The 23,471-nt window shown below is 71.4% G+C and carries 21 protein-coding genes; 7 read left to right on the top strand and 14 right to left on the bottom strand.

Annotation, left to right across the window (positions count from 1 at the left end; all coding sequences use genetic code 11):
• Nucleotides 1–42: 42 nt before the first annotated feature.
• The 10 genes from ABZX22_RS03580 to ABZX22_RS03535 all read right to left on the bottom strand — a co-directional run bounded on the left by ABZX22_RS03580 (nt 43) and on the right by ABZX22_RS03535 (nt 13,514).
• Entirely contained in the window at nt 43–1,134 is a 1,092-nt protein-coding gene (locus ABZX22_RS03580; RefSeq protein WP_354905772.1) for a bifunctional lytic transglycosylase/C40 family peptidase, read from the bottom strand.
• On the bottom strand, nt 1,131–1,772 hold the full coding sequence (locus ABZX22_RS03575) for a hypothetical protein (RefSeq protein ID WP_354905770.1): 642 nt from the start codon (nt 1,770–1,772) through the stop codon (nt 1,131–1,133). Before ABZX22_RS03575 ends, ABZX22_RS03580 begins: the two co-directional genes overlap by 4 nt.
• A gap of 2 nt (nt 1,773–1,774) precedes the next feature.
• A complete protein-coding gene (locus ABZX22_RS03570) occupies nt 1,775–4,030 on the bottom strand; it encodes a type IV secretion system protein (protein WP_354905768.1) in 2,256 nt (751 codons plus the stop codon).
• Nucleotides 4,027–6,501 carry an ATP-binding protein gene (locus ABZX22_RS03565; protein ID WP_354905767.1) on the bottom strand — a complete coding sequence of 825 codons (2,475 nt, stop codon included), beginning with the start codon at nt 6,499–6,501 and terminating at the stop codon, nt 4,027–4,029. Before ABZX22_RS03565 ends, ABZX22_RS03570 begins: the two co-directional genes overlap by 4 nt.
• A 132-nt stretch (nt 6,502–6,633) precedes the next feature.
• Nucleotides 6,634–9,474: a TcpE family conjugal transfer membrane protein gene (locus tag ABZX22_RS03560; RefSeq protein ID WP_354905765.1), complete on the bottom strand. Its 2,841-nt coding sequence runs from the start codon at nt 9,472–9,474 to the stop codon at nt 6,634–6,636.
• 101 nt (nt 9,475–9,575) lie between these two features.
• The gene (locus ABZX22_RS03555; RefSeq protein WP_354905764.1) at nt 9,576–9,854 is read right to left on the bottom strand and encodes a hypothetical protein; all 279 of its coding nucleotides are present in this window, start codon (nt 9,852–9,854) and stop codon (nt 9,576–9,578) included.
• A 45-nt stretch (nt 9,855–9,899) separates the two neighbouring features.
• Nucleotides 9,900–10,712 (bottom strand): conjugal transfer protein, encoded by an 813-nt coding sequence (locus ABZX22_RS03550; RefSeq protein WP_354905762.1) that lies wholly within the window; start codon nt 10,710–10,712, stop codon nt 9,900–9,902.
• A gap of 524 nt (nt 10,713–11,236) precedes the next feature.
• On the bottom strand, nt 11,237–11,551 hold the full coding sequence (locus ABZX22_RS03545; protein ID WP_354905760.1) for a hypothetical protein: 315 nt from the start codon (nt 11,549–11,551) through the stop codon (nt 11,237–11,239).
• A gap of 152 nt (nt 11,552–11,703) precedes the next feature.
• Nucleotides 11,704–12,780, bottom strand: a complete 1,077-nt coding sequence (ychF, locus tag ABZX22_RS03540; RefSeq protein ID WP_354905759.1) for a redox-regulated ATPase YchF — start codon at nt 12,778–12,780, stop codon at nt 11,704–11,706.
• Between the two features lie 11 nt (nt 12,781–12,791).
• The gene (locus ABZX22_RS03535; RefSeq protein WP_354905757.1) at nt 12,792–13,514 is read right to left on the bottom strand and encodes a hypothetical protein; all 723 of its coding nucleotides are present in this window, start codon (nt 13,512–13,514) and stop codon (nt 12,792–12,794) included.
• 97 nt (nt 13,515–13,611) lie between these two features.
• Here ABZX22_RS03535 and ABZX22_RS03530 point away from each other — a divergent pair, with 97 nt between their 5' ends.
• Both ABZX22_RS03530 and ABZX22_RS03525 read left to right on the top strand, forming a co-directional pair.
• Nucleotides 13,612–14,868 (top strand): DNA recombination protein RmuC, encoded by a 1,257-nt coding sequence (locus ABZX22_RS03530; protein ID WP_354905756.1) that lies wholly within the window; start codon nt 13,612–13,614, stop codon nt 14,866–14,868.
• 40 nt (nt 14,869–14,908) lie between these two features.
• A complete protein-coding gene (locus ABZX22_RS03525) occupies nt 14,909–15,433 on the top strand; it encodes a DUF6542 domain-containing protein (protein WP_354905755.1) in 525 nt (174 codons plus the stop codon).
• 126 nt (nt 15,434–15,559) lie between these two features.
• Here ABZX22_RS03525 and ABZX22_RS03520 read toward each other — a convergent pair whose 3' ends face one another.
• A complete protein-coding gene (locus ABZX22_RS03520) occupies nt 15,560–16,519 on the bottom strand; it encodes a 4-hydroxy-3-methylbut-2-enyl diphosphate reductase (RefSeq protein ID WP_354905754.1) in 960 nt (319 codons plus the stop codon).
• A gap of 102 nt (nt 16,520–16,621) precedes the next feature.
• Between ABZX22_RS03520 and ABZX22_RS03515 the strand changes: the two genes are divergently transcribed.
• The 3 genes from ABZX22_RS03515 to ABZX22_RS03505 are packed head-to-tail and all read left to right on the top strand — an operon-like array spanning nt 16,622 to nt 19,241.
• Nucleotides 16,622–17,617 carry a hypothetical protein gene (locus tag ABZX22_RS03515; RefSeq protein WP_354905753.1) on the top strand — a complete coding sequence of 332 codons (996 nt, stop codon included), beginning with the start codon at nt 16,622–16,624 and terminating at the stop codon, nt 17,615–17,617.
• A 28-nt stretch (nt 17,618–17,645) separates the two neighbouring features.
• Nucleotides 17,646–18,998 (top strand): exodeoxyribonuclease VII large subunit, encoded by a 1,353-nt coding sequence (gene xseA / locus ABZX22_RS03510; RefSeq protein WP_354905751.1) that lies wholly within the window; start codon nt 17,646–17,648, stop codon nt 18,996–18,998.
• Nucleotides 18,999–19,007: 9 nt separating this feature from the next.
• Nucleotides 19,008–19,241, top strand: coding sequence for an exodeoxyribonuclease VII small subunit (locus ABZX22_RS03505; protein WP_354905750.1), 234 nt, complete (start codon nt 19,008–19,010; stop codon nt 19,239–19,241).
• Between the two features lie 250 nt (nt 19,242–19,491).
• On the opposite strand, the gene ABZX22_RS03500 is transcribed toward ABZX22_RS03505, so the two are convergent.
• On the bottom strand, nt 19,492–19,902 hold the full coding sequence (locus tag ABZX22_RS03500) for a nitroreductase family deazaflavin-dependent oxidoreductase (RefSeq protein WP_354905749.1): 411 nt from the start codon (nt 19,900–19,902) through the stop codon (nt 19,492–19,494).
• 83 nt (nt 19,903–19,985) lie between these two features.
• On the opposite strand from ABZX22_RS03500, the gene ABZX22_RS03495 reads away from it, so the two are divergent.
• A complete protein-coding gene (locus tag ABZX22_RS03495; protein ID WP_354905747.1) occupies nt 19,986–20,573 on the top strand; it encodes a helix-turn-helix domain-containing protein in 588 nt (195 codons plus the stop codon).
• 530 nt (nt 20,574–21,103) lie between these two features.
• Here the strand turns inward: ABZX22_RS03495 and ABZX22_RS03490 are convergent.
• On the bottom strand, nt 21,104–21,658 hold the full coding sequence (locus ABZX22_RS03490) for a DUF4245 domain-containing protein (RefSeq protein WP_354905746.1): 555 nt from the start codon (nt 21,656–21,658) through the stop codon (nt 21,104–21,106).
• Between the two features lie 11 nt (nt 21,659–21,669).
• Nucleotides 21,670–22,281 (bottom strand): TetR/AcrR family transcriptional regulator, encoded by a 612-nt coding sequence (locus ABZX22_RS03485; protein ID WP_354905745.1) that lies wholly within the window; start codon nt 22,279–22,281, stop codon nt 21,670–21,672.
• An 82-nt stretch (nt 22,282–22,363) separates the two neighbouring features.
• Here ABZX22_RS03485 and glpX point away from each other — a divergent pair, with 82 nt between their 5' ends.
• Nucleotides 22,364–23,395 carry a class II fructose-bisphosphatase gene (gene glpX / locus ABZX22_RS03480; RefSeq protein ID WP_354905744.1) on the top strand — a complete coding sequence of 344 codons (1,032 nt, stop codon included), beginning with the start codon at nt 22,364–22,366 and terminating at the stop codon, nt 23,393–23,395.
• Nucleotides 23,396–23,471 lie beyond the last annotated feature (76 nt).

The following is a 23,471-nucleotide window of genomic DNA, read 5'->3' as shown; positions in this document are numbered from 1 at the left end:
GGCAGGGGACGGAAGGCCAACGGTTGGTGAAGGATCACAGCGCTACAACACGGGGGTGAGCTTGGCCAGTTGCTCCTTGACGGCCGAATTCTCCAGCGGCCTGGTGAATCCGACGATGGCGTCCCTGCCCCGATAGCTGGTGACCTTGATCGGGCCGCACAACCGGCAGCGCGCCTCGACCATCTTCCCCTTCGACACCACCATCCCGACGTGTCCGGGATTGTCGGCACTGGTTCCTGGCCCCGCGTTGAAGAAGACGAGATCGCCGGGCTGCTCCTGCCCGTCGGGCACCTTCACCCCGAACGGCCACTGCCCGAACGTCGTCCTGGGGATCGTCAGCCCCACGCTCCGGTAGGCCATGTAGATGATGCCGGAGCAGTCGAAGGCGTCGGGCCCGGTGCCGCCCCACAGGTACGGCTTGCCGCGCTGGTCGAGCGCGTAGGCGAGGATCCGCGCCACCACGCCGCTCGGCGCCGCCTCGATGAGCGGTTCGTCGCATCCGGCGTCGGCCTGCGGCGGCACCTTGACCTCGCCGTCGGCGGCGTACTTGCGCGCGATCTCCTCGACCTGGTCGACGTACCACCACGCCCGGTTGTAGACGAACAGCGACCGCCGCACGTTCTCCGGGGCCCCGTTGCGCTTGAGCATCTTGGCCGCACCCAGGATGGCGTCGGCCGGGTTGTAGATGTCGGCCCAGCCGTCGCCGTCGCCGTCCGACGCGTACCCGTTGAACTCCGACGGGATGGGGATGCGCTTGGCCCCGCCCCACGTGCTCACCAGGAACTGCATCGGCCCGGCGGCACCGGCGTAGTTGGTGCCGCTCTGCACGCCGGGCAGGGTGGAGCGGCCGTGGTCGGTCTCGCGCTTGCCCACGGCCGCCAGGATCGTCCACTGGACGCCCACCTGCTTGCCGAACTTCTGGTAGAGCGCCAGGTAGTCGGGGGGAATGTCGGCTGTCGCCCCTTCCGAGGCTGGTTCGTCCGCCTGCGTGATCTCCTCGCAGCCGGAAAGACTGCCGTCACTGATGAAGGAGGGGAAGCTGGTCATCAGCATCGGGGACATGATCAGCGTCACCAGTACCAGCCCGGCGAGCCCGAGCGCCCCGACGATTTTCGTGCGGGAGGAGAACTTCACCCGGAGCTGTCTCCGTCCTGCCCCTGGTCGGCGGGCTGCAGGTCGAAGACCCGCCAGTCGGAGCCCATCTGTTGCACGGTCACCGCGTAGTCCTCGTCGCGCCTGGTCGACCCGCTCTTGGCCGACACCTGCCTGGTGCCGGTGACGACGAAGACGATGGAGGTCCTGTCGACCTGCCTGATCTCCTTGACCTTCGCGGTCGCCTGCGAGACCACCTGATCGGTCCTGTTCGCCTCGACGGTGCCCGGCGAGGTGACGGTCCGCGTCAGCACCTCGGCCAGGTCGGCGGTGGTGAACACCTTCAGCCGGTCGGCGTAGGCGGCCGGTTCCTCGTCGTAGCGGAAGCTGCCGTAGGCGGCGGCGAAGCGCACGGCCAGGTCCGCCGCCGCGGCCAGCTCCTGCTTGGTCATCGGAAGGTAGGAGTAGATGTCGAAGGGCGCGTCGCTCGCCGTGGCCAGCGGGGTGACGGCGGCGGGCGCCGCCGAGGCCCCGGACCCCGTACGCCCCGCCGCCTCCTGACCGGCGGCGGGCACGGGCTCGTCCGAGGCGGGCCACATCGTGACGAAGAGCCCGACCGCCGCCAGCACCAGCACGATCGCGGCGAAGGCCAGCCCTCTCCTGTCACCCAGCTGTGCCATCGTCAATCCTTGTCGGAGCTGTTGGGTCGCAGCCAGAACGGCACGGGCGGCTCGTCGCTCCTGCCCTCGCTCTTACGGCTGGGCAGCCACAGCGGCGGCGGCTCAGCCGAACGGGCCTGCGGGGCCTCGGCCGGACGCCCGCCACCGGACGAGCCGATCGGACCGCGCCCGGCCGGCGAGCCCGACGACCCGCGCGACGAGGACGAGCCACGCGAGCCCGACGAGCCACGCGAAGAGGACGAGCCCGAGCCGCCGCCGAACAGCCCACCGGACGAGCGGACGCCGCGGCCCGAGCGTGAGCCGCCTGCCGTACCGCTGGAGCCGCCCGTGGCGGCCCAGCCGCCGCCCGACCTGCTGCCGAACCAGCCCGATCCGCGGGAACCGCCGGAGCCGCCGGTCCTGGACCCACCGGAGGTGGCTGCGCCGGACCCGGTGCCGGATCCGGCGCCGGCGGACAGGGCGGCCGAGACGCCGCCGGTGCCCGTGCGGGTGGGCGGGGTGGCGCGGCCGCCCGAGCCGAGGTTGAGCGGGGGTGCCGCGCCGGTGCGCTGCGCGGCGGCGGGCCTGGCGCCCGCCTTGCCTTCAGCGTCGGTAGCCAGCGGCGCCGGCACCCTGGTGCCGGCCTGCGCGTTGGCCGCCGCGCCCTCCTCCCCCCTGACCCTGCCCTGGGCGACGGCCGCGCCCACGGCCGTGGCCCCCGCGGTACTGCCCGCCGCGGCCGCCTGGATCAACGGTTCGGCCTTGCGCAGGCCCCAGCGTCCGGCCTTGGTGATGGCGACGGGCGGCAGCACGTTGGCGGCGCGCTCCAGGGTCGGCGCGGAGGCGGCCTCGCCGAGCATCCTGGTGGTGAGCGTGTGGCCGCTCATCGAGGCGAACAGGTGCTGGAACGGTCGCCGGTAGAAGAACACCGCGATCGTCAGCAGCGCCATGAACAGGATCTGGATGCCCCACGGCAGCGCCGTGGCCATGATCAGCGCGTAGCCGTACACCAGTACCCCGAGCACCAGCGCCAGCACGGCCTGTCTGAGCAGCATGCCGATCAGCATCTCGACCCAGCGCATCGCGATGATCCGGCCGCTGCCCGGATGGACGCCGATGAGCAGGAAGACCGGCCCCAGGATCAGCAACAGCAGGAAGCCGACCTTGAGCACCAGCAGCGAGACGGCCACCAGGAAGATCAGGAGCCCGGCGATGAGCGCGGCCAGCAGCGCGCCGATGGCGATGCCGAGCCTGCCGCTCCAGTCCTTGCCCTGGAACAGGAAGTAGATGGACGTGGTGCGCAGCGGTTCGGCGATCTCGTTGTAGGCCGCCTGGTGGGCGGTGCTGCTGGGCGGCTGGCCGGCCTGTTCCTGTTTGTCGATCGCCTGGATGTCGAGGAGCTTGGCGCCGAAGTCGCGGATGACGGGCGCGTTCGGGTCGGAGGTGCCGAACTGGCCGACCAGCCACGGCCTGCACACCAGCGTGGACCACAGCGCGTCGGCGTTCTGGTCGACGCTCGGCACGCCGGTCCTGGCGTAGCCGCCCTCGACCGGCTTGTCGCCCTGCGCGCCCTTGGCCGGCAGGCACGAGGTCCCGCCCGCGCCCGGCAGCCCGGAGAAGGCCTGGTTGACCACCTCGGTGGTCTTGTCCGTGACGATCTTGCCAAGCCCGGTGAAGTCGCCGGGACGGCTGAAGAACCACACGGCCGCGGTGACCGCGATGACCATCCAGACGACGGCCTCGGTGGTGACCGACGCCCTGCGCCTGAACAGTCCGTACCAGGCCAGCCAGATGGCGGCCAGGATGATGATCGGCTGCAGGAAGGGCCAGTACATCGCGGCGGCGAGGTTCTCCACGATGTCGTCGACCACGTCCTTGATCGACTGCAGCGGGCCCTCGGTGGCCGCGGCCTGGTAGGTGGTGATCGTCAACCGGTCCACGGCCTTGGCCCAGTCGAAGATCATGTTCGCCCACGTGTTGCCGAGCACGGCCGCGACGTCGCTGCAGCCGAGCCCGTCGGTGTGCCAGAACAGGCCGGCCATGCCGTAACGGGCGTAGTTGGTCGTCGCCTGCGGCGCCGCCGCCGTACCCTCCGGCGGCGGCGGTTGCAGCAGGCCGTCGACACCGCTGTCGACGAGCTGCGGGGCGAGGTCGGGTGAAAGGTCACAGAACGGAGCGGCGGCGGCCGCCGTGCCCGAGGGCAGGGCGATGGGCAGCGCGACGATGCCGATGAGCAGCACCAGCGCCAACGTCAGCCGCCGACCTAGTCGGCCCTTCATGAACGTACCTCCTGGGCTCCGGTCACTCCCCCGCGAATCTGATCATGCACGTTCTCCCCGGGTTTGTCGTGCGTCGGGTTCGTGTCGAGCCACCTGAGCAGCTCGTCGGAGATCAGGTCTACGCCGATGCGGCCCGCTCTGCCATCGAGGTCACGGAAAATGCATTCCCCGTTGCCCAGCGACCGCAGCACGGCCTTGTGCTCCTCCGAGGCCTCCACGCCGAGCAGCGCCATGACGTGGCCGACCTCCACCCGTTCGGTGGAGCGGAAGGCGAAGACCGACGAGAGACAGTTGGTCACCTGCTCGTTGAGCAGGTCGCCCGCGTTCTGCGAGACCAGGACGAGCGCGGTGTTGCGGGAGCGGCCCATCCGGCTGACCTCGGGCACCAGCTTGGCGCCCTCGGGCGTGGAGGTGATCGCCCACGCCTCGTCGAGGAAGATGGCCTTGGGCGCGCGCCGGTCGAGGCCGTTCATCAGCCTGCGGGCGAACTGCGAGACCAGGTAGAGCAGCGCGACCGACAGGCGTTGCTCGTAGGAGTAGTCGTCGCGCGCCGTGGTGGCGTCGGGCAGGGTGAGGCCGCCGAGCGTGAAGACGGTCGTCCAGCCCTCGCTGTCGATCTGCTCCCCGCCGGAGGCGTCGAAGCACAGCCTCGCCAGGTGCATCTCCGACATCGAGCGCAGCACGGCGCCGAGGTTCTTCGACGCCGCGTCGCCGGCCTGCTCCAGGAAGTCGACCACCTTGCCCAGCGAGGGGTCGGGCGCGTTGGAGACGGCCGCCACCGCCTGGATCATCGCCGACTCGCGCTCCTCCGACATGCGCGGCAGCAGCAGCCGCAGCGTCTCCGTGGCCATGGTCTTCTTGGCCGCGATGTCGTCGCCGAACGAGAACGGGTCGAGCAGGCCGGGCGCGGCCGACCCCAGCGGGATGATGCGGGCCTTGCGCTCGCGCTTCTGCAGCAGCCGTACCAGCGACTCGGCGTCGCCCTTGGGGTCGATCACCGCGACGGTGACTCCGCGCAGCGCCATCTGGTAGATCATCAGCAGCGCCAGCGTCGTCTTGCCGCCGCCGGGCTCGCCGGTGATCGCGATGGCCGTCGGCCGGTTGCGGGCGGCGGCCACCAGCGGGTCGAAGTGGACGATGCTGCGGGCGCGGCCCACCGTCTCGCCGATGTACGGGCCGTGCCAGCCGGCCTCGGTCTCGATCCGGTCGCCCAGGTCGACGGTCGCGGTCGCCATGCCACCGGCGATCGTGCGCAGCGGCTGGCGCTGGGCGTAGGCGTTGACCGTCACCTTCTCCCCCGGCAGCGCCTCGCAGAACAGCGAGAACTGGTCGCCCGTGGAGTTGACGATGTCGATGCCCATGTCGCGGTAGTGCTCGACGACCGCCTCGACGCGCTGCAGGCAGATCTCCTCGGTCGGGGCGCTCACGATCAGCCGGTGCCAGCCGTAGACGAAGGGCAGGCGTTCCTTCGTGATGCCGTGCTCCAGCATGCGGGCCGCGTCGATCTGCTCGGCCAGCGCGATCGGCGCCTCCGCGCCGGCCTCACGGATGTGGATGTCCATGTCGCGGGCGTGGGCGAGCTTGCGGGCGACGTCCTTGGACGCCTTGACCGGCGGGATCAGCCGCATCCGGCTGGAGATCTCCACGGGGAAGGGCAGCTGGTCGGCGAAGTGCATCCACGGCTCGCCGTCCGGGAAGGGCATCAGGTCGGGGAAGCGGGCGAACGACAGGTGCGCCACGTAGGAGTCGCCCTGCGGCTGCGCGATGCGCAGGAACGACCTGCCGTTGTGGATCTGCCCCTCGACCAGCGACTCGATCTCGCCCCTGCCCCAGCGCCGCTTCGGGCTCGCGCTGGCCGGCGGGTCGCCGAGCGAGGCGGTCGCCGCGTGCCTGAACAGCCACGCCACCTCGCCCGAGGTCGCGTGGCGGGCGTAGAGGGCGCTGGAGGCCAGCGCCCGGCCGAGCCGTTCGGCCTGCTCGGTCCAGCGGGCGAGCTCGCCGTCGGGCACGTGGTCGTCCTCGAGCCCGAGCGCCTTCTCGCTGCGCTGGTAGAACCCGAACAGCTGCGCCAGCACGCCCGCGCCGAGCTGGCGGCCGCGCGGGCCGAGCCGTACGCCGAGGTAGACCTCCTTCGACCAGAAGTCCTTCGCCCAGACGTGCCGGTACATCTCCTCCAGGTAGTCGCGCCAGCCAGGGCCCTCGTCGGAGGTGCCGTTCAGCGCCATCGCCCACTCGGCCGCGGGATAGGTGCGGTGCGCGACCCTGAGATGCACCTCGGCGTCCGGCATGCGGATCGCCGCCAGCGCGATCGTGATGTTGGTGGCCAGCGCCTCCCGCTCCTCCGGAGTGACGAACTCGTAGCTGACCGTCGGCAACCGGAAGTAGGCCCACGCGGAGCCCTCGGTGAGCAGGATGCGGTCGTCGAAGTATCGGACCGCCAGACGCTGGTGCGCCCGAGTCGCCCTGCTCATGCCGCCCCCTCCGCGCATGAGCCCCGCTGACCGGCAAGAAGCGTGCTCATCAGACCGCCATACCTCCGTCGTGCCGGTGTCCGGATGCGATGGCAGCCGACCTGGCACGCTCCTCGTTGGGTGCCCTGGGGGTCACTGGGCCAGTTCCTCCTCGCTGGAACGGGTGCTCTGTGCTGACGCGAAACCCGCGATCACGACCCCGGCGAGAGCGAGGTAGGCCCGCCGTCCCGCCTGTCGTAGCTGTTCTGGCTCCACCGGTTCGGTACGGCTCTGCGCCAGGTCGTCCTCCCACGGCACCCTGACGATGGCCCGGCACCTCCCGCGCGCCACCGCCTCGGCCTGCTCCACGTCCACCATGCTGCGGCGGCTCACCCCGTTGACCACCATGACCGCGCGCCTGCGCAGGTCGGCGCAGCCGTGGCCGTCGAGCCACTCGAACGTCATCGCCACCGCCTCAGCCGCGTCCTCGCTGGCCGGGACGACGAGCACCAGCTGGTCGGCGTACGGCAGGACGCGGGCCGCCAGCGAGGGCGCCGGGTCCAGGACGGTCAGCTTGTAGTGGTGGTCGAACAGGTGCATCGCCTGGCCGAGCCGGTGGTCGGAGTAGAGCGTGCGGTCGGCGAGCCGCTGTTCGGCGCCGCTGTCGGTGTCGGCCGCCACGACCTCCAGGCCGCTGCCCGTGCGGGTGGTGAACGCGCGCATGCCGAGATAGCCGTTGACCTGGTCGAGCCCCGACAGCAGGCTGGTCAGCGTCTCGGGCGACTCGGCCTTGATGCGGCTGGTCAGCGTGCTGCCGCCGGTGCTGGCGTCGACCGCGAGCACCCGGTCGTCGCGGTACTGGGCCAAGGTGTGGCCGAGCATCAGCGCGGTCGTGCTCTGGCCCGCGCCGCCCGTGCAGCCGAGCACCACGATCCTCCTGCCGCCGCCGAACACCGCGCGCGTCCGCGCCTCGTCGATCTCCGACCCGTCCGTACGGCTGCCGCCACCGCCGACCACCACCTGGGCGAGCCTGCGCCACCCGCCGGAGGAGTCGCGGCCGACGACCGACTCGACCCTGCGCACGCGCGGCTCGTCACGCCGTCCGGGGACGGCCCCGCCCGGCGTGGTCGGCGCCTGGACGGCCCTGATGTTGAGCGGCGGGGCGCTCTGGGCGGCCGGCGTGGGCTGCGGGTTCGGGCGGCTTTCGGCGGGCGTCACGGGGGGCGTCACGGGGGACTTCATGGAGGGCTTCGTTGAGGGCTTCATGGGGGGCGGCGACTGGGCCTGCCGGCCGGACTGGGCGGGAGGCTGGGGCGGGCGCGAGCCAGGGACGATCGAGGGGATGGTCGGCCTGACCTGGCCCTGGAACACGACGGCGGTGGTCAGCGGGGGCTGGCCCTTGCGGTGCTGGTCTCTGGCCTGGTCCTCGACCTGCTCGTCAGCGCCGTGCTTGGCGGCGTCCTGCTCGTCGGTACCCTGCCTGCCGGCGCCGCGCTCGCCGGTGCCCTGCTTGTCGGCGCCCTGCCTACCGGCGCCGCGCTCGCCTGCGCTCTGCTTGTCGGTGCTCTGCTTGGCGGTGCCCTTCTTGTCCGCGCTGTGGCGGCCGGTGCCGTGCTCGGCGGGGTCTGGCTTGTCGGCGGTGGTCTCCTGGGCGGGCGGAAGCTCGGGCAACATGGCCTCGACGACGGGGACGCCCTCGGCCTGGCTCTCCTCGGCCTGGTTCTCCTCGGCCTGGTTCTCCTCGGCCCTCGCGGCCGCCGTCACGGGCGCGGCCGCATCCGGGGTCACCTCGAGCTCCGGCCGGGCTGCCTGGGGCCGGGGCGCCTTGGACTCGTGGCGAGCGGTCGCGGCGCGGGTGACCGAGGTCTGGGTGGGGGCGGGCTCGGGGCGGGACGGCTGGTCGGGGGCGTCCGCCGTGGCCGCCAGCCGGCGCAGCCGGCGCAGCGCCTCGGCGCCGATGGGCTTGGCGGGTGCGACGGGCGTCTGGGCGGGCGTCTCGGCCGGACCGGGCTCGATCCTGGACCCCCACCGGACCGGCGACACCCCGGCCTGCGCCTCGGACCCGTCACCGGCACGACCACCACCGGCCCGGACCTCGGACCCGTCACCGGCCTGGGCCGCGAACCCGTCACCGGCACGACCTTCGGTGTGCTTGCCGGGTCCGTGGGTGGCGTCGACGTGCGTGTCGTCGTCCTGGGCGACGGGCGCTCCGGTCTCCGACACCTCACCGATGTGCGGGAGCGCGGCGCCCTCGACGGCCAGGCCGTCGTCCGGGGTCGCCACACCGGCCGCCGGAGCCGCCACCGCGATCTCGTCGGCCACCCGGGCCGGTTCCGCGTGCCGTACCGGGGTGTCGGGCGGGAACGGCGACTCGACGTCGGCGGAGGGCAGGGCGGGGGCGACGCCCTGGCGGCGGCCCGTGGCGCCGCCCCAGGCGGGCCGGGCCGTGGCGGGCGGGGCGACAGGCGCGTGGGTGGCCGTGGCGGGCGGGGCGACGGGAGCGTGGGTGGCCGCGGCGGCGGCCGCCGCGACGGCGGGCCGTACCTGGCGGGCCTTGACCGCGGCGGGGACGGCGCGGCGCTTGTGCGCGCCGGCCTTGGCCTTGGCCTTGACGCGGACGGGAGCGGGGGCGGCGCGCCAGACCCTGCCGGAGAAGGTGACGCTCTCGGGCTCGGCGGTGGGGATGAGGCGGCACCACGAGCGCGGCTCGCCCATGTAGCGCAGCTGGGACTGCAGGAGTTCGGTGAGCCGCTTGCTCTCGATGACGGGGCGGGTGGACAGCCACGTCACGATGCCCGGCGGCACGAGGTAGAGCACGTGCCACGGCGCCTCGAAGCCGATGCCGACCAGCCAGAGCAGCAGGGACCACGGGGCGAGCACGCCGGCGAACACGCCGATCCAGACGATGGGGAGCGGCATGGGCAGCCGAAGGTCGTACAGCTTGTAGAGCCGCTTCTCGATGCGCCAGATGTTCGTGTAGGTAGGCAGGTCCACGCGGTCCTCCTCTCCGCCCTCGCTGGCAGCCGCCGCTGCCCTTCGTTCCATGACCGCGCGGGCGCGGTCTCAACCCTGCCGATATCGCCAGGGAGCGGTGCTCACTTGATGCCGAGAGCCCCCGCGATCGCCTTGGCCGTGACTTCGATGATGTTGGGAACGTAGAAGATCACGCCGATCGCCACGGCCAGAATCAGGAACTGTACGAATCTCGTGATCTCGCGGGTGAAGAGGAAGAACAGCGCGACGATCGAGACGACGACGAGGAAGAGCGGGGCGAAGAAGCCGCGCAGCATGTTGGCGAGCCCGGCGGTGTCGGGACCGGTCGGGGCGGGTGACGGCGTCGCCAGTTCGATCAGGTGCAGGATGATGGTTTTCACTCTTGGTCCTCCCGGGGGGTATCGATCAGCGGCGTGGCCGTGCGTCTATCCAACGGCCCGACCGGCGCCGCGGATGTCTTCGACGTACCACTTGTCGCCCTGCTTCTCGACCGTGAGGCGGTAGGCCTGCTCGAGGCGGCCGCCGGACACACCGGCCTCGGCCGCGCCCGGCGTGGCAGAGGGGGTGGCGCCGGTCGGCACGCCCCACACCACGACCGCCTGGATCTCTCGGGTGGCACCCCCCACAGGCACCACGACACTCTTGAGCTCGACGAAGGAGAGGGCCCCTCCGAAACTCGGCAGACCCTTGCCCGCGACCAGGTAGCGGGACAGGTCGGAGCTGCCGTCGGCGTACGCCTTGAAGAAGCCCTGCAGCTGCGGTCGCAGCTCGGCCTCCGCCGCCTCGTCACCCTCCGGCTGGGCCACCTGGGGCAGCTCCGCGGCCCCGGGAGCGGGCAGCAGCGCGGGACGGCCCGAGACCACGAACCTGCCGCCCGAGTGGTAGACGGGCACCGACAGCAGGAAGCGGCGGGCGCCCGACTGGAAGGTCAGCGTGACGACCGCGTTGTCGGCGTCGACGGTCTCCACCCCGAAGGGCTGCAGGTTGGCGGCGAACATGCGGCCGTAGCCGTCCCAGCCCCACTGCGGGTCGTCGGTGCTCGGCAGGTACGGCGCGAGCTGCCTGCTGCGCTGGTCGAGCTCCTCGGACTTCATATTCAGATAGATGCTGGCGAACTGGGTGGCGAACGCCGAGGCGCGCTCGGCGGGAAATGCCTGGCCCGTCGGCGAGGGGACATTCGCCGCAGGAGTGCTCGGCTGGGTGAATCGCTCAAATGGTGCACGAACCCCGTTGACCACGATAACCACAATAAGCGCCCAGAGAATGGCGCGGCCGGTCCAGACGAGCCAGCGTCCGCCGCCGCCTGACCAGCCGCCGCGCTTGCCCGCCCGTCTGCCGCCCGCGGGGGGTTGGTCGAAGTCCGGGTATGCCGAAAGCTCGGGGTCGCCAGCGATCCGAGGACCGTGGACAGTTGACCTACGAGCCATCACGCCTCCGCTCGCGCCGATCCCCCCGGCTGGCGCGATGTCGCATCATCCGTGGCGAAGCAGTCACCCTATCGAGTCCCGCCAATTGTTCCAGGAAAGCCACGCCTATGCTGCAGGCATCGCCGCGTGTGGGCAAACCGAGTGTGCATGACAGGACGGAGTGCCGGTTCCTGTCCCATTCCTGTGGAATTGGCGTGTGACCAGGCCAGACAGGTGGCCTGCATTACCGGACGGCCAGGGATTGCTGTCCAAAGGGCATAGGCACTGTCTCGAACCACACATTTGGTATATGCGGCTGCCCGTTCGAGGACAGGAGCGCTGGTCAGCGGGGGTGATCAGGCCGTCTCGGGGCCGTCGACCGGACGCAGGTGCCGGCGAGTTCGCAGATCGATCACTCTCGGCGCGTCGTTCTGCGGCTTGACCCTCTCGAGCCGGCCGCGCAGGTCGGCGAGCATGGCCTGGGCGTCGCGGTGGTGCATCCGGCGCACGACCTCCTCCCGCTCCTCCATCTTCCTGCGGAGGTAGGCCTCCCTGTTGACGCGCAGGCCGTACATCAGCTCGACCCGGAGCAGGGCGAGCTCCTCCTCCAGGCTGATGCTCGCCAGCGAGGGCGTCGTGGGGCGCCGGTTCCCGAGTATGCGACGAATCATGATCTGTCCTCCCGAGTCAGCGTGATCGCCGTGACGATTCGACGCGCCAGGGTTGGAAGGGGTTGACGCCCCATACTGTCCCGGTTTCACCGAGGCCGTGGAACTCGTCCCCAGTTGGGGCTTCTCCCGGCCTCCGGTCGCACCGGGACGGATCACACGTTGAAGCGGAACTCCACCACGTCGCCGTCGCGCATCACGTAGTCCTTGCCTTCGATGCGCGCCTTGCCCGCCGACCTGGCGTTCGCGATGGACCCCGACGCGACCAGGTCCTCGAAGGAGACGACCTCGGCCTTGATGAACCCGCGCTGGAAGTCGGTGTGGATGACGCCGGCGGCCTCCGGAGCCGTGGCGCCCTTGCGGATCGTCCACGCCCGGGTCTCCTTGGGCCCCGCCGTGAGGTAGGTCTGCAGCCCCAGCGTCTCGAACCCGACCCTGGCCAGCTGCGACAGCCCCGACTCCTCCTGGCCCACCGACTGCAGCAGCTCCAGCGCCTCCTCCTCGGGCAGCTCCACGAGCTCCGACTCGATCTTGGCGTCGAGGAACACCGCCTCGGCGGGCGCCACCAGCTCCGACAGCTGCTGCCTGAGCGCGGTGTCGACGAGCTCGTCGGCGTCGAGGTTGAAGACGTAGAGGAACGGCTTGGCCGTCAGCAGGTGGAGGTCGCGCACCTCGGCGCGGTCGAGCCCGCTCTCGAAGATCGTCTTGCCGGTCTCCAGGACCTTCAGCGCGGCCTCGGCGGCCTCGAGCGCGGCCTTCTTGTCCTTGTTGGTGCGCGCCTCCTTCTGCAGGCGCGGGATGGCCTTCTCGACCGTCTGCAGGTCGGCCATGATGAGCTCGGTGTTGATCGTCTCGATGTCGCGCTTGGGCGAGATCTCGCCGTCGACGTGCGTCACGTCGGGGTCGCTGAAGACCCGGATGACCTGGCAGATGGCGTCGGTGTCGCGGATGTTGGCCAGGAACTGGTTGCCCCTGCCCTGGCCCTCGGACGCGCCCCGCACCAGGCCCGCGATGTCGACGAACTCCACCTTGGCCGGCAGGATCCTGGCGGAGCCGAAGATCTCGGCCAGCGTGGCCAGGCGGTCGTCGGGCACGCCCACGATGCCCACGTTCGGCTCGATCGTGGCGAACGGGTAGTTGGCCGCGAGCGCGTTGGCGCTCTTGGTCAGGGCGTTGAACAGGGTGGACTTGCCGACGTTTGGCAGGCCGACGATGCCGATGCTGAGGCTCACGTGGCCCGAGTTTACCCGGCCATCAGACGCAGGCAGGTCACCGGCCGATACGCCCCGCGAGCCGTGACGTAACGATCCGAGCCCACCGGGCAGTCGCCACCCGACCTGCCGAAGGCGGTCACGCGGGCCCACGCCCGTCCCGACCCGCAGCCGACCTTGCGCACCTCCTCGTCGACGCAGGCGCCCTCGGCCAGCACCTTGCCGCCGGGGGCCAGGCACACCGCCTGGCCCTCCATCGCGAGCGCGTCGGCCGTACCGCGCGGGCAGTGGTCCATGCTCGCGACGACGGCCACCGCCCTGCCGTACCAGCCGGGGGTGGCGCAGGGCAGCTCGCGGCCCTCGCGGTCGAGACAGTCACCGGCCCGCAGCAGGCCGCCGCCGGCGCCGCCCGCGCCCGGGTGGGGCTCCAGGAAGTACTGCAGGCACGCGATCCTGCCGCCGTCGACGCGGGCGATCTCGTCGGTGTCGAGGGGGCAGTGCCGCGGATCGGCCTCCATGGCCAGCACCTCGGCATGGCCGCCGTTGCAGGCGGTGAGGTCGAACCTGACCCCGGTCTTGCTCACGCAGGCGCCCGGTGTCCACACCAGCGTGCCCCGCGCCGGCGAGCCCGGCGGCGCGGGGCGCCCGGCGTCGCCGACGCGGCCGGCGATGACCGCTCCCGCCGCCGCGACCACGAGCGCCGCCACGACGGCCGTGGCCGCGAGCGCGACCGTCATCCTCGAACCGGTAATCATATGGGTACTGTCGGTGACGAAGGCGCGTCCGCACAAGCGGAATGCGGAAGGCGTGTCGAGCGCGCCGGAGCGGTCGCCCCCTGGAAAGATGCCGACAATGGACGTCGCTTCGCTGCTCATCGGCCTGGCACTCGGACTGGCGGTCGGCTTCTTGCTGGCGAGGACCCGCGCCGCCGTACGGGTGGCGGAGGCCGACGCCCGCGCCAAGGCCGCCGCCGACAAGCTCGTCTACGTCGAGGAGCAGCTGAGCGAGCGGTTCCAGGCGCTGTCGACGCGCGCGCTCGACGTCAACAACATCCGCTTCCTCGAACTGGCCGAGACCCGCCTGGCCGCCAGCCGTGCCGAGGCGACCGGCGACCTCGACCAGCGCAGGCAGGCGGTCGAGCACCTGGTCGAGCCGCTCAAGGACCTCCTGGGGCGGGTGGAGACGCAGCTGCGCGACACCGAGTCCGGCCAGCGCGCCGCCCGCGCCGAGCTGACCCAGCAGATGGAGTTCGTCCGGCAGAGCAACGAACAGCTGCGCTCCCAGACCACCGCCCTGGTCCGGGCGCTGCAGCGGCCCGAGGCCCGGGGCAGGTGGGGCGAGCTGCAGCTGCGCAGGGTGGCCGAGATCGCGGGGATGCAGCGCTTCTGCGACTTCGACGAGCAGGTCGTCGAGGGCGCCCACCGCCCCGACATGGTCGTACGGCTGGCGGGCGGCAAGAACATCATCGTCGACTCCAAGGTCTCGCTCGCCGCCTACCTGGAGGCGGCCGAGGCGGGCGACGAGTCACTGGCCGGTGTCCGCCTCGACGCCCACGCCCGGCACGTCCGCGAGCACATCGACCGCCTGGCCGCCAAGTCCTACTGGCAGTCGTTCAACCCCTCGCCCGAGTTCGTGGTGCTGTTCATCCCCGGCGAGGCGTTCCTGGCCCCCGCCCTCGAACGCGACCCAGGGCTGCTGGAGTACGCGATGGCCAAGCGCGTCCACATCGCCACCCCGACCACGCTGATCACCATGCTCCGCACCGCCCACTACGCCTGGCAGCAGGCGGCGCTCAGCGAGAACGCCCGCGCCGTCTTCGAGCTCGGCAAGGAGCTGTACGAGCGGCTGTCGTCCCTCGGCCGCAACGTCGAGTCGCTCGGCAAGGCGCTCAGCAGGGCCGTCGAGAGCTACAACAAGACGGTCGGCTCGCTCGAGACCAGGGTCCTGGTCACCGCTCGCAAACTGCACGATCTGGGCGTCGTGGACGGCGAGCTCGGCTCCCCCGACATGCTGGAAGGCCTCCCGCGGCCGCTGGCCTCCCCCGAACTGCTGGAAACCTCGTCTCTGATCCCGCACGCGAACGGTAAGTTGGCTGGCGACCTGTCCTGAAGCACGATGATGGTAGGTCGCCGGTAAAGGGGGCGGGCTCATGAGTGACAAAGGCACGCGTTCGGCCGTCAGGCTGACCGCCCGCGGCGCCGTCGCGCTCGTCCTCATCGGCACGCTGGCGGGATACGTCCTGGCCGCGCTGCTCGACCTGCCGATCGTGGTCGGGCTCACGTTCATCGGCTCGTGCCTGGTCAGCGTCATCCTGGTCAACCCGCGCGAGCTGCTGTCGCTGGTGGTCACGCCACCGATGGTGTTCTTCGGCGCCACCCTGATCGTCGAGCTGGGCCGGGCGCTCGGCAACGGCTCGCTGGTGCAGGCGCTCGCGCTGGGGCTGTTCACATCGCTCTCGGCGGGCGCCCCATGGCTGTTCGCGGGGTCGGCGCTGGTGCTCGGGATCGCGCTGAAGCGGGGGCTGCCGGGCAACGTCAGGGAACTGCGGGAGGAGCTGCGGGGGGGCGTGGACGTGCCCCGCCCCCGGCAACCCAAGGACCAGAGCTTCGTGCCGGAGCCCGAGGGCTACTTCGAGCCCCGCGTGTACGGCACGCCGCGCTCCCCCGAGGACTGACCGCCCCCGGCTCACGGCTGCGTACGGCGCCCCGAACCCCCGCCTTGCCTCTTCCCCGAGCACGGGAAGGGCCCCGCGGACAGCCGCGGGCGCGCTTCCCGTGAACCGGTACCGGATGGGCCGAGATCAGCCGGCCCGCAGGTCCTTGCGGAGCTCGTGCGGCAGGGCGAAGCGCATGCTCTCCTTCACCGACTCGACCTCGTCGACGTCGGCGAACCCGTGCCCCGCCAGGTACGCCAGCACCCCGTCGACCAGCTCCTCGGGCACCGAGGCGCCGCTGGTCACACCGACCGTGCTGACCCCGTCGAGCCACGCGTCCTGGATGAAGGAGGCGTTGTCGACCAGGTACGACGCCGCGCCGGCCCCCTTGGCCACCTCGACCAGGCGCTTGGAGTTGGAGGAGTTGTCGGAGCCGACCACGATGACCAGCTGCGACTGCGCCGCGATCTCCTTCACCGCGACCTGGCGGTTCTGGGTGGCGTAGCAGATGTCGTCGCTCGGCGGGTCGATCAGGGTGGGGAAGCGCTCCTTGAGCTTGGTGACCGTCTCGATCGTCTCGTCGACCGAGAGGGTCGTCTGGGAGAGCCACACCAGCTTGCTCGGGTCCTTCACCTGGATCCGGTCGACGGAGTCGAGGCCGTCGACGAGCTGGATGTGGTCGGGCGCCTCACCTGCGGTGCCCTCGACCTCCTCGTGGCCTTCGTGCCCGATGAGCAGGATGTCGTAGTCCTGGCCGGCGAACCGCTTGGCCTCGTTGTGGACCTTGGTGACGAGCGGGCAGGTGGCGTCGACGGTGCGCAGGCGCCGCTGCTCGGCCTCGGCGTGGACCATCGGGGAGACGCCGTGGGCGGAGAAGACCACGATCTCGCCCTCGGGGACCTCGGCCGTCTCCTCGACGAAGATCGCGCCACGTTCCTCGAGCGTCTTGACGACGTGGGTGTTGTGCACGATCTGCTTGCGGACGTAGACAGGGGCGCCGTACTGCTCGAGGGCCTTCTCGACCGCCTCGACCGCACGGTCCACACCGGCGCAGTAACCGCGCGGTTTGGCTACGAGTACACGTCGGGCGGGGGTCTTTGGCTCCATGTTCCTATGCTACGTGGAAGAGGCCACCCGGCCGCCCGTGTCACGCCGCGCGCGGGAGTTTGCCAGACTGGCCCACCACAACAGACCTCCCAGGGAGCCGGCATGTCTCTCAGTGACGTTGTCCGCAACATCGCTAAAACTGTCACCAATCGCGAAGAGCTCAAGGAGAAGGCCAAGGAGCTGCCGCTCTTCGTCATCCAGACCACGCTCAGCGCCGCGGGCCAGGCGCTGCTGCTCGCCGACCGCGTGAAGAACGCCGTCAAGGGGCTGGGGAGCAACAAGGAGGACGACGAGAGCGAGCGTTCTCCGGTGGCGGATCAGCCGGCGTCCGGCGTCGAGGACGAGGAGAAGCCGGCTCGCAGGGAGCCCGTCATCTTCGCCCCGCGCAAGGAGAAGGCGGCGGAACGGCCCGAGCCGGTCATCTTCACCCCCTCGAAGGAGGGGTCGGCGAACGGCGCCGCCGTCAAGACCGCCGAGCCCACCGCCGAGCCCGCCAAGACCGCCGAGCCCGAGCCCGCTGCCAAGACCGCCGAGCCCGAGCCCGCCGCGAAGACAGCCGGGTCCCAGGCAGCTTCGGCGACGACCACCGAGCAGGCCGCCCCGGCCGTGGCCGAGGAGCCGGTTGCCGAGCAGCCGGTTGCCGAGGAGCCGACCGCCCGGCAGCCGGTGGCCGAGCCTGTCGCGACGGCCGTCGCCGAGCCTGACACCGCCGAGCCCAAGGCCGCCGAGCCCGCCGCCGAGCGCGAGGCCGCCGAGCCCGCCGCCAAGTCCGAGGTCGCCAAGTCCGAGGTCGCCAAGTCCGACACCGCCGAGCCCGAGGCCGCCGCGCCTGCCGTACAGCCGGTGAGCGTTGAGGAGGCCGACGGCGAGCTGGCGAAGGCCGCGGCCGCCACCACGGCCACCGCCGAGGCGAGCGTGCCGGTCGAGCCGCTGGCCGGGTACGCCGACCTCAGCGTCGCCTCGCTGCGGGCCAGGATGCGCGGCAAGTCCGTCACCCAGATCGAGGAGCTGCTCGCCTACGAGAAGGCCACCACCGCCCGCCCGGACGTCGTGCGCATGTACGAGAACCGCCTGACCAAGCTGCAGGCCGCCGAATAGTCGGTCGCGCCCCGTAGCCTTCGTTGTCATGAGCGCGAAAACCACACCGGAGCAGCCGCTGCCGGTCCGCACGGTCCTCCAGATGGTCGCGGGATGGATCGGCAAGCTCGGCACGGTGTGGGTGGAGGGTCAGATCACCGAGCTGACCGCGAGGGGCGGCACGGTGTTCATGACGCTGCGCGACCCCGTCGCCAACGTCTCGGCCAGGGTGACCTGCCCGCGAGGGGTCTATGAGGCCGCGATGCCCCGTCCAGCCGACGGGGCTCGGGTCGTGGTCAACGTCAAGCCAGACTTCTGGGTCAACCGCGGCTCGTTCGCCTTCACCGCGCTGGAGATCCGCCCGGTCGGCGTCGGCGAGCTGCTGGCCAGGCTCGAACGGCTGCGCCAGCTGCTGGCCGCCGAGGGGCTGTTCGGCGCCGAACGCAAGCGCCGCCTGCCGTTCCTGCCCGGCACCATCGGCCTGATCTGCGGTCGCGACTCGGCGGCCGAACGCGACGTGCTCGAGAACTCCCGGCGCAGGTGGCCCGCCGTGCGGTTCAAGGTGGAGCAGGTGGCAGTGCAGGGGCCGTACGCGGTCGGCGAGGTCACCGAGTCGCTGCGCAAGCTCGACGCCGACTCCGAGGTCGACGTCATCGTCATCGCCCGGGGCGGCGGATCGCTCGAGGACCTGCTCCCGTTCTCCGACGAGTCGCTGGTGCGCGCCGTGGCGGCCTGCCGAACTCCCGTCGTCAGCGCCATCGGCCACGAGCAGGACAGTCCGCTCCTCGACCTGGTCGCCGACGTCCGGGCGTCCACGCCCACCGACGCGGCCAAGAAGGTGGTGCCCGACGTCGGCGAGCAGCTCACGCTGATCAGGCAGCTGCGCGACCGCGGGCGGCGGGTGGTGGGCGGCTGGCTTGACCGGGAGATGTCCTGGCTGACGTCGGTGCGATCCCGTCCGTCGCTCGCCGACCCGGTCAGGGAGCTCGAACGGCGGGCCGAACAGGTCGACGCGCTGCGCGAACGGGCCAGGCGCGTCATGGGCGGTTCGCTCGACCGGGCCACCGACGACCTCGCCCACCTGCGCGCCCGGCTGGTGTCGCTGTCCCCCGCGGCGACGCTGGAGCGGGGCTACGCGATCGTGCAACACCCGTCGGGCGACGTCGTACGGCTGGCGCGGGACGTCTCGCCCGGTGACCGGCTCACCATCCGCCTCACCGACGGCCGGGTCGCGGTCACCGCCGACCCGGCCGATGACCTCCGGCCTGACGGACACGCCGACGCGGCGGACGCGGCCGGGGGCGATTCTGTCGTGAACGCCGACGCGGTCGAAGGCGATTCTGTCGGGGACACCGATGTGGCGGACGCGGTCGGGGGCGATTCTGTCGGGCGATCGGCCTAGGGTGGTGCGGTGGCAAACAACGAGACGCCGTCCTACGAACAGGCCCGCGAGGAGCTGACCGAGGTGGTGCGCCGCCTGGAGACCGGCGGCCTCACCCTGGAGCAGTCGATCGAGCTGTGGGAGCGTGGCGAGAAGCTGGCGGCCATCTGCGAGGAGTGGCTGCAGGGCGCCCGGGTGAAGCTGGCCGCCGCCATGGCGCGCCGGGCCGAGCCCACCCCGCAGGACGACGACCGCCCCTTCTAGGCGCTGCCGTTCCCACGGGGCGACGGTGCGGGCGCGGGGATCTGACGGCGCCTTCTCCTGGTGGGACATGGCGAGCGTGCAGGGGAAGGCGCCGGTGCCACGGGCGTGGACCGGTACGTGCACCCGGCGGGGCGCTTGACCCGGAGGTGCGACCGGCGGGGGCGCTTGACCCGGACGTGCGACCGGCGGGAGCCCTGGACCAGACATGCGACCGACCGGGTGGAGCGCGTGGAGCCTGGAGGTGGCGCGCTCAGGATGCGCGGCGCAGCCCCACCACCGGGATGCGGCGCGTGGTCTTCGCCTCGTAGTCGGCGAAGGTGGGCGCGATGGCGACCATCTCCGCGTAGAGGCGGTCCCGCTCCGCACCCTCGATCAGCTCGGACGCGGCCTCGAAGGTCTCGGTGCCGAGTTCGACCGTGGCGTCCGGGTTGGCCAGCAGGTTGTGGTACCAGGCGGGGTGGTTGTCGGCGCCCGCGTTGGAGGCGATGATCACGATCCTGTCGCCGTCGCGCAGATACATCACCGGTGTCGTGACGCGCTTGCCGCTCCTGGCGCCGGTCGTGGACAGCAGCACCAGGGAGGAGCCCTGGAAGTGACCGCCGACCTGGCCGCCGTTCGCGCGGAACTCCTCAATGATCTTCTGGTTGAACTCCGACGGCATGCTGCGCCTCCCATAAACGGAAATCTCTCCGGATCCATAGGCTAATCGGAGACCTCTCCGGTTACAAGGACTATGATGCAGCGATGACTCGTGAACTGCCGATCGCCGGGCAGCCTCCCGCCGAACGCGCGGACGCAGCACGCAACCGGCAGAAGATCATCGAGGTGGCGGCCAGGATGCTCGCGTCGCACGGCGCGGAGCAGCTGTCCCTGGATGAGGTGGCCCGCGAGGCGAACGTCGGCGTTGGCACCGTCTACCGCCGCTTCGGCGACCGGGCCGGGCTGATCTACGCGCTCATCGACGCCAAGGAGCGCGAGTTCCAGACCGCGTTCATGACGGGCCCGCCGCCGGTCGGGCCGGGCGCGCCGCCCGCCGAGCGGGTCCGGGCCTTCCTGCACGCGCTGATCGACAGGAAGGTGTCGCAGCGGGAGCTGTTCATGATGCTGGAGGCGGGGCCGCCCAAGGGCAGGTTCAGCGGGCCGTACAAGCTCCATCACACGCACCTGGCGACGCTGCTCGCCCAGGTGCGTCCCGAGGCGGACGCGCGCTTCCTCGCCGACGCGCTGCTCGCCCCGATCAACGCCTGCCTGATCAGCCACCAGCAGTCCGAACGCGGGATGACCGCCGAGGCGATCAAAGCCGGCATGGACGACCTGCTACGCCTGCTGTGAGCCTCGCACGGCTCACGAGGTCGGGGATCACGTCACGGGGCTGGGGTCTTCCGGGACAGTCCAGCCGCCGTCTCCAGCCGCCGTGGTTTGTGCCGTGACGGTGGGGACCGGAGTCCTGCTGGGCGGCGCGCCTTCGGCGGGCGGAACCCCGTGACGGCGGAGGGGCCAGACCGGCGTGCCGTACGGGCCGGGGCCGGACGGCGGGCGGTGACCGGCACGGCCCGGACCCGACGACATCACCGGGGCTCCCCCGGACGGCCCGCACCCGACGCCAGCCCGCGACCAGCGGGCAGCCGAAGGGAGACCGCTCGAAACAGAAGCCGCTCGAACCAGGCAGCCACCTCAGAAGCCACCGCTGGAACAAGCAGCACCCTCGGAGAAGCGCCGTCCGAACACGCAGCCACCTCGAGGCGGGCGACTCGAGAAGCGGGTGTCCGAACACGCAGCCACCTCGAGGCGGGCGACTTGAGAAGCGGGTGTCCGAACAAGCGGTCGCCTGGAGGCGGCCGCCCGAGCGAGACCCGGGGATGTCAGCCGGTGGGCTTGGGCTGGGGCTTCAGGGTGGTGGCGAGGGCGGTGAGGTCGGGCCAGTCGGCGGTGCCCGTCACCATCACCGTGGCGTCGGGCAGGAAGCGGACCAGCGTGCGCTGGTTCTTGTCCTCGCGGAAGCGCTTCTCCCAGTCGGCGCCCGCGATCTGGACGGTGCCGACGGGCTTGTCGGTGTTGGCGATACGGCTGGCGAACGCGGCGGCGGGCTTCTCCGCGCCCTGCACGATCATCACGTGGTGACGCTGGTCGCCGGCGTCGGGGGCGGTGGCGTAGCCGACCGACAGCACCTGCGTGCCGTCGGCGCCCTTGGCGATCCTGTTGCTGTTCGGGATCCAGTCGGCGGGATCCTTGGCGGGCGCCCACACCTGCTGCGGCACCGCCCTGTTGTAGTTGGCCACGGTGATCGCGTAGTCGAGACGGGGCACGTGCTGCCCCTGCCTGCCGGTGGGCGCGGACACCACGATGATCACGGCGAGCGCCAGGCACACCAGAAGGGCGAACGCGTAGCCGTAGAAACCTTGAGTGAACCGTCGCACGAATGGCGAGGTTACCCGCTGGTGGCGCCGCCCGCCGAAGCGACCGGTCGGATCTGGCCGATGATGGCCAGCACGTCGTCGGCGAGGCGGCGCGCGACGGCCTCGTCGTCGGACAGGACGACCTCGGAGACGGCGGCGGCGAGCGCACCCGTGACGACCACGACCAGCGCTCCCTCGTCGTCGTCGAACAGGGCCGCGTTGCGCTTGGCCCAGGTGCGCAGCCTGTCGCGCATGACCACCTCGAACCCGGGAGGCCCGTCGCCGCGCAGGAACAGCGCGGCCAGTTCGCGCTCCTCCAGCGAGCCGGCCAGGTAGGCGTGGGCGGCGGCGAGGAACACCCGCATCGGATCGCTCTCGCCCGCCGCGCGCACCTCGCGCGCCGCCTGCTTGGTGCGCTGGGTCTGCCTGGCCTGGAACTCCTCGAACAGCGTGAGGTAGAGGTCGGCCTTGCCGGAGAAGTGGTGGTAGAGGCTGCCGACGCTGGCCTTCGCCTTGGCGACAACATCGGTGACACCTGCCTCGGCGAAACCCTTGTCGACGAACACCTCGCGAGCCGCGTCGAGCAGGGCCGCGCGGGTGGCCGCTCCGCGTCCGGTCGCCAGGCGTTCCACATCGCTGCTCATGGCAGGCACATTATCCTCCGCTGACCGGGCATGGAGTGGCAACTACGATCGAGTCAGTTGTCCCACGAGGAGGCCCATCACCATGTCCGAGACGTCCGTTCCTCCTGCCCTTGCCACGGGCGAGCACGCACCCGACCGCAACTTGGCGCTGGAACTCGTCAGGGTCACCGAGGCGGCCGCGATGTCCGCGGCCCGATGGGTCGGCCGTGGCGACAAGAACGGCGCCGACGGAGCGGCCGTCAACGCGATGCGCCAGCTCATCAACACGGTGTCCATGAACGGCGTGGTGGTGATCGGCGAGGGCGAGAAGGACCACGCGCCGATGCTGTTCAACGGCGAGCAGGTCGGCGACGGCAGCGGCCCCGAGTGCGACGTGGCCGTCGACCCGATCGACGGCACCAGGCTGACGGCCCTCGGCATGCCCGACGCGATCTCGGTCATCGCGGTGAGCTCGCGTGGCTCCATGTACGACCCGTCGGCGGTGTTCTACATGGAGAAGCTGGTCACCGGGCCGGAGGCGGCCGACGTGGTCGACATCAACGCGCCCGTCGCCGACAACGTCAAGGCGGTGGCCAGGGCGAAGGGCTGCTCGGCGGCCGACGTCACCGTCGTCATCCTCGACCGGCCGCGCCACGAGCAGATCGTGAAGGAGATCAGGGAGACCGGGGCCCGGATCAAGTTCATCACCGACGGCGACGTGGCGGGCGCGATCATGGCAGCGCGCACCGGCACGGGCGTCGACCTCATGCTCGGCATCGGCGGTACGCCGGAGGGCGTCATCGCCGCGTGCGCCATCAAGTGCCTGGGCGGGGTCATCCAGGGCAGGCTCTGGCCGCAGGACGAGGCCGAGCGGCAGCGGGCCCTCGACGCCGGTCACGACCTCACGAGGGTGCTGACCACCAACGACCTGGTCACGTCCGACGACGTGTTCTTCGCGGCCACCGGCATCACCCAGGGCGAGCTCATGAGCGGCGTGCGGTTCCGCGGCGGGGTGGCCGTGACGAGTTCGCTGGTCATGCGTGGGCGCTCTGGAACGATCCGCAAGGTGGAGAGCGAGCACCAGCTCTGGAAGCTGCGCGCCTACAGCGCGATCAACTTCGACACCGCGGGCTGAGCCTTCCGCCCGGCGCCGGGCCTGCCCCGCGGGTCCGGCGCGGTGCGGGTCCGGTGCCGCGCCGTTCCAGCGCGGT

Source organism: Nonomuraea sp. NPDC003804 (assembly GCF_040610675.1).
Taxonomy (GTDB): domain Bacteria; phylum Actinomycetota; class Actinomycetes; order Streptosporangiales; family Streptosporangiaceae; genus Nonomuraea.
Note: the sequence above shows the minus strand (reverse complement) of the source record. Positions and strands in the feature narration are given on the sequence as shown.

Coding starts and splice junctions, on each gene's coding strand:
- ABZX22_RS03525 (WP_354905755.1), top strand. CDS start 14,909: ATGAGTGACAAAGGCACGCGTTCGGCCGTCAGGCTGACCGCCCGCGGC.
- ABZX22_RS03515 (WP_354905753.1), top strand. CDS start 16,622: ATGTCTCTCAGTGACGTTGTCCGCAACATCGCTAAAACTGTCACCAAT.
- glpX (WP_354905744.1), top strand. CDS start 22,364: ATGTCCGAGACGTCCGTTCCTCCTGCCCTTGCCACGGGCGAGCACGCA.
- ABZX22_RS03575 (WP_354905770.1), bottom strand. CDS start 1,772: ATGGCACAGCTGGGTGACAGGAGAGGGCTGGCCTTCGCCGCGATCGTG.
- ABZX22_RS03500 (WP_354905749.1), bottom strand. CDS start 19,902: ATGCCGTCGGAGTTCAACCAGAAGATCATTGAGGAGTTCCGCGCGAAC.
- ABZX22_RS03520 (WP_354905754.1), bottom strand. CDS start 16,519: ATGGAGCCAAAGACCCCCGCCCGACGTGTACTCGTAGCCAAACCGCGC.
- ABZX22_RS03545 (WP_354905760.1), bottom strand. CDS start 11,551: ATGATTCGTCGCATACTCGGGAACCGGCGCCCCACGACGCCCTCGCTG.
- xseA (WP_354905751.1), top strand. CDS start 17,646: ATGAGCGCGAAAACCACACCGGAGCAGCCGCTGCCGGTCCGCACGGTC.
- ABZX22_RS03565 (WP_354905767.1), bottom strand. CDS start 6,501: ATGAGCAGGGCGACTCGGGCGCACCAGCGTCTGGCGGTCCGATACTTC.
- ABZX22_RS03570 (WP_354905768.1), bottom strand. CDS start 4,030: ATGAAGGGCCGACTAGGTCGGCGGCTGACGTTGGCGCTGGTGCTGCTC.
- ABZX22_RS03495 (WP_354905747.1), top strand. CDS start 19,986: ATGACTCGTGAACTGCCGATCGCCGGGCAGCCTCCCGCCGAACGCGCG.
- ABZX22_RS03485 (WP_354905745.1), bottom strand. CDS start 22,281: ATGAGCAGCGATGTGGAACGCCTGGCGACCGGACGCGGAGCGGCCACC.
- ABZX22_RS03530 (WP_354905756.1), top strand. CDS start 13,612: ATGGACGTCGCTTCGCTGCTCATCGGCCTGGCACTCGGACTGGCGGTC.
- ABZX22_RS03535 (WP_354905757.1), bottom strand. CDS start 13,514: ATGATTACCGGTTCGAGGATGACGGTCGCGCTCGCGGCCACGGCCGTC.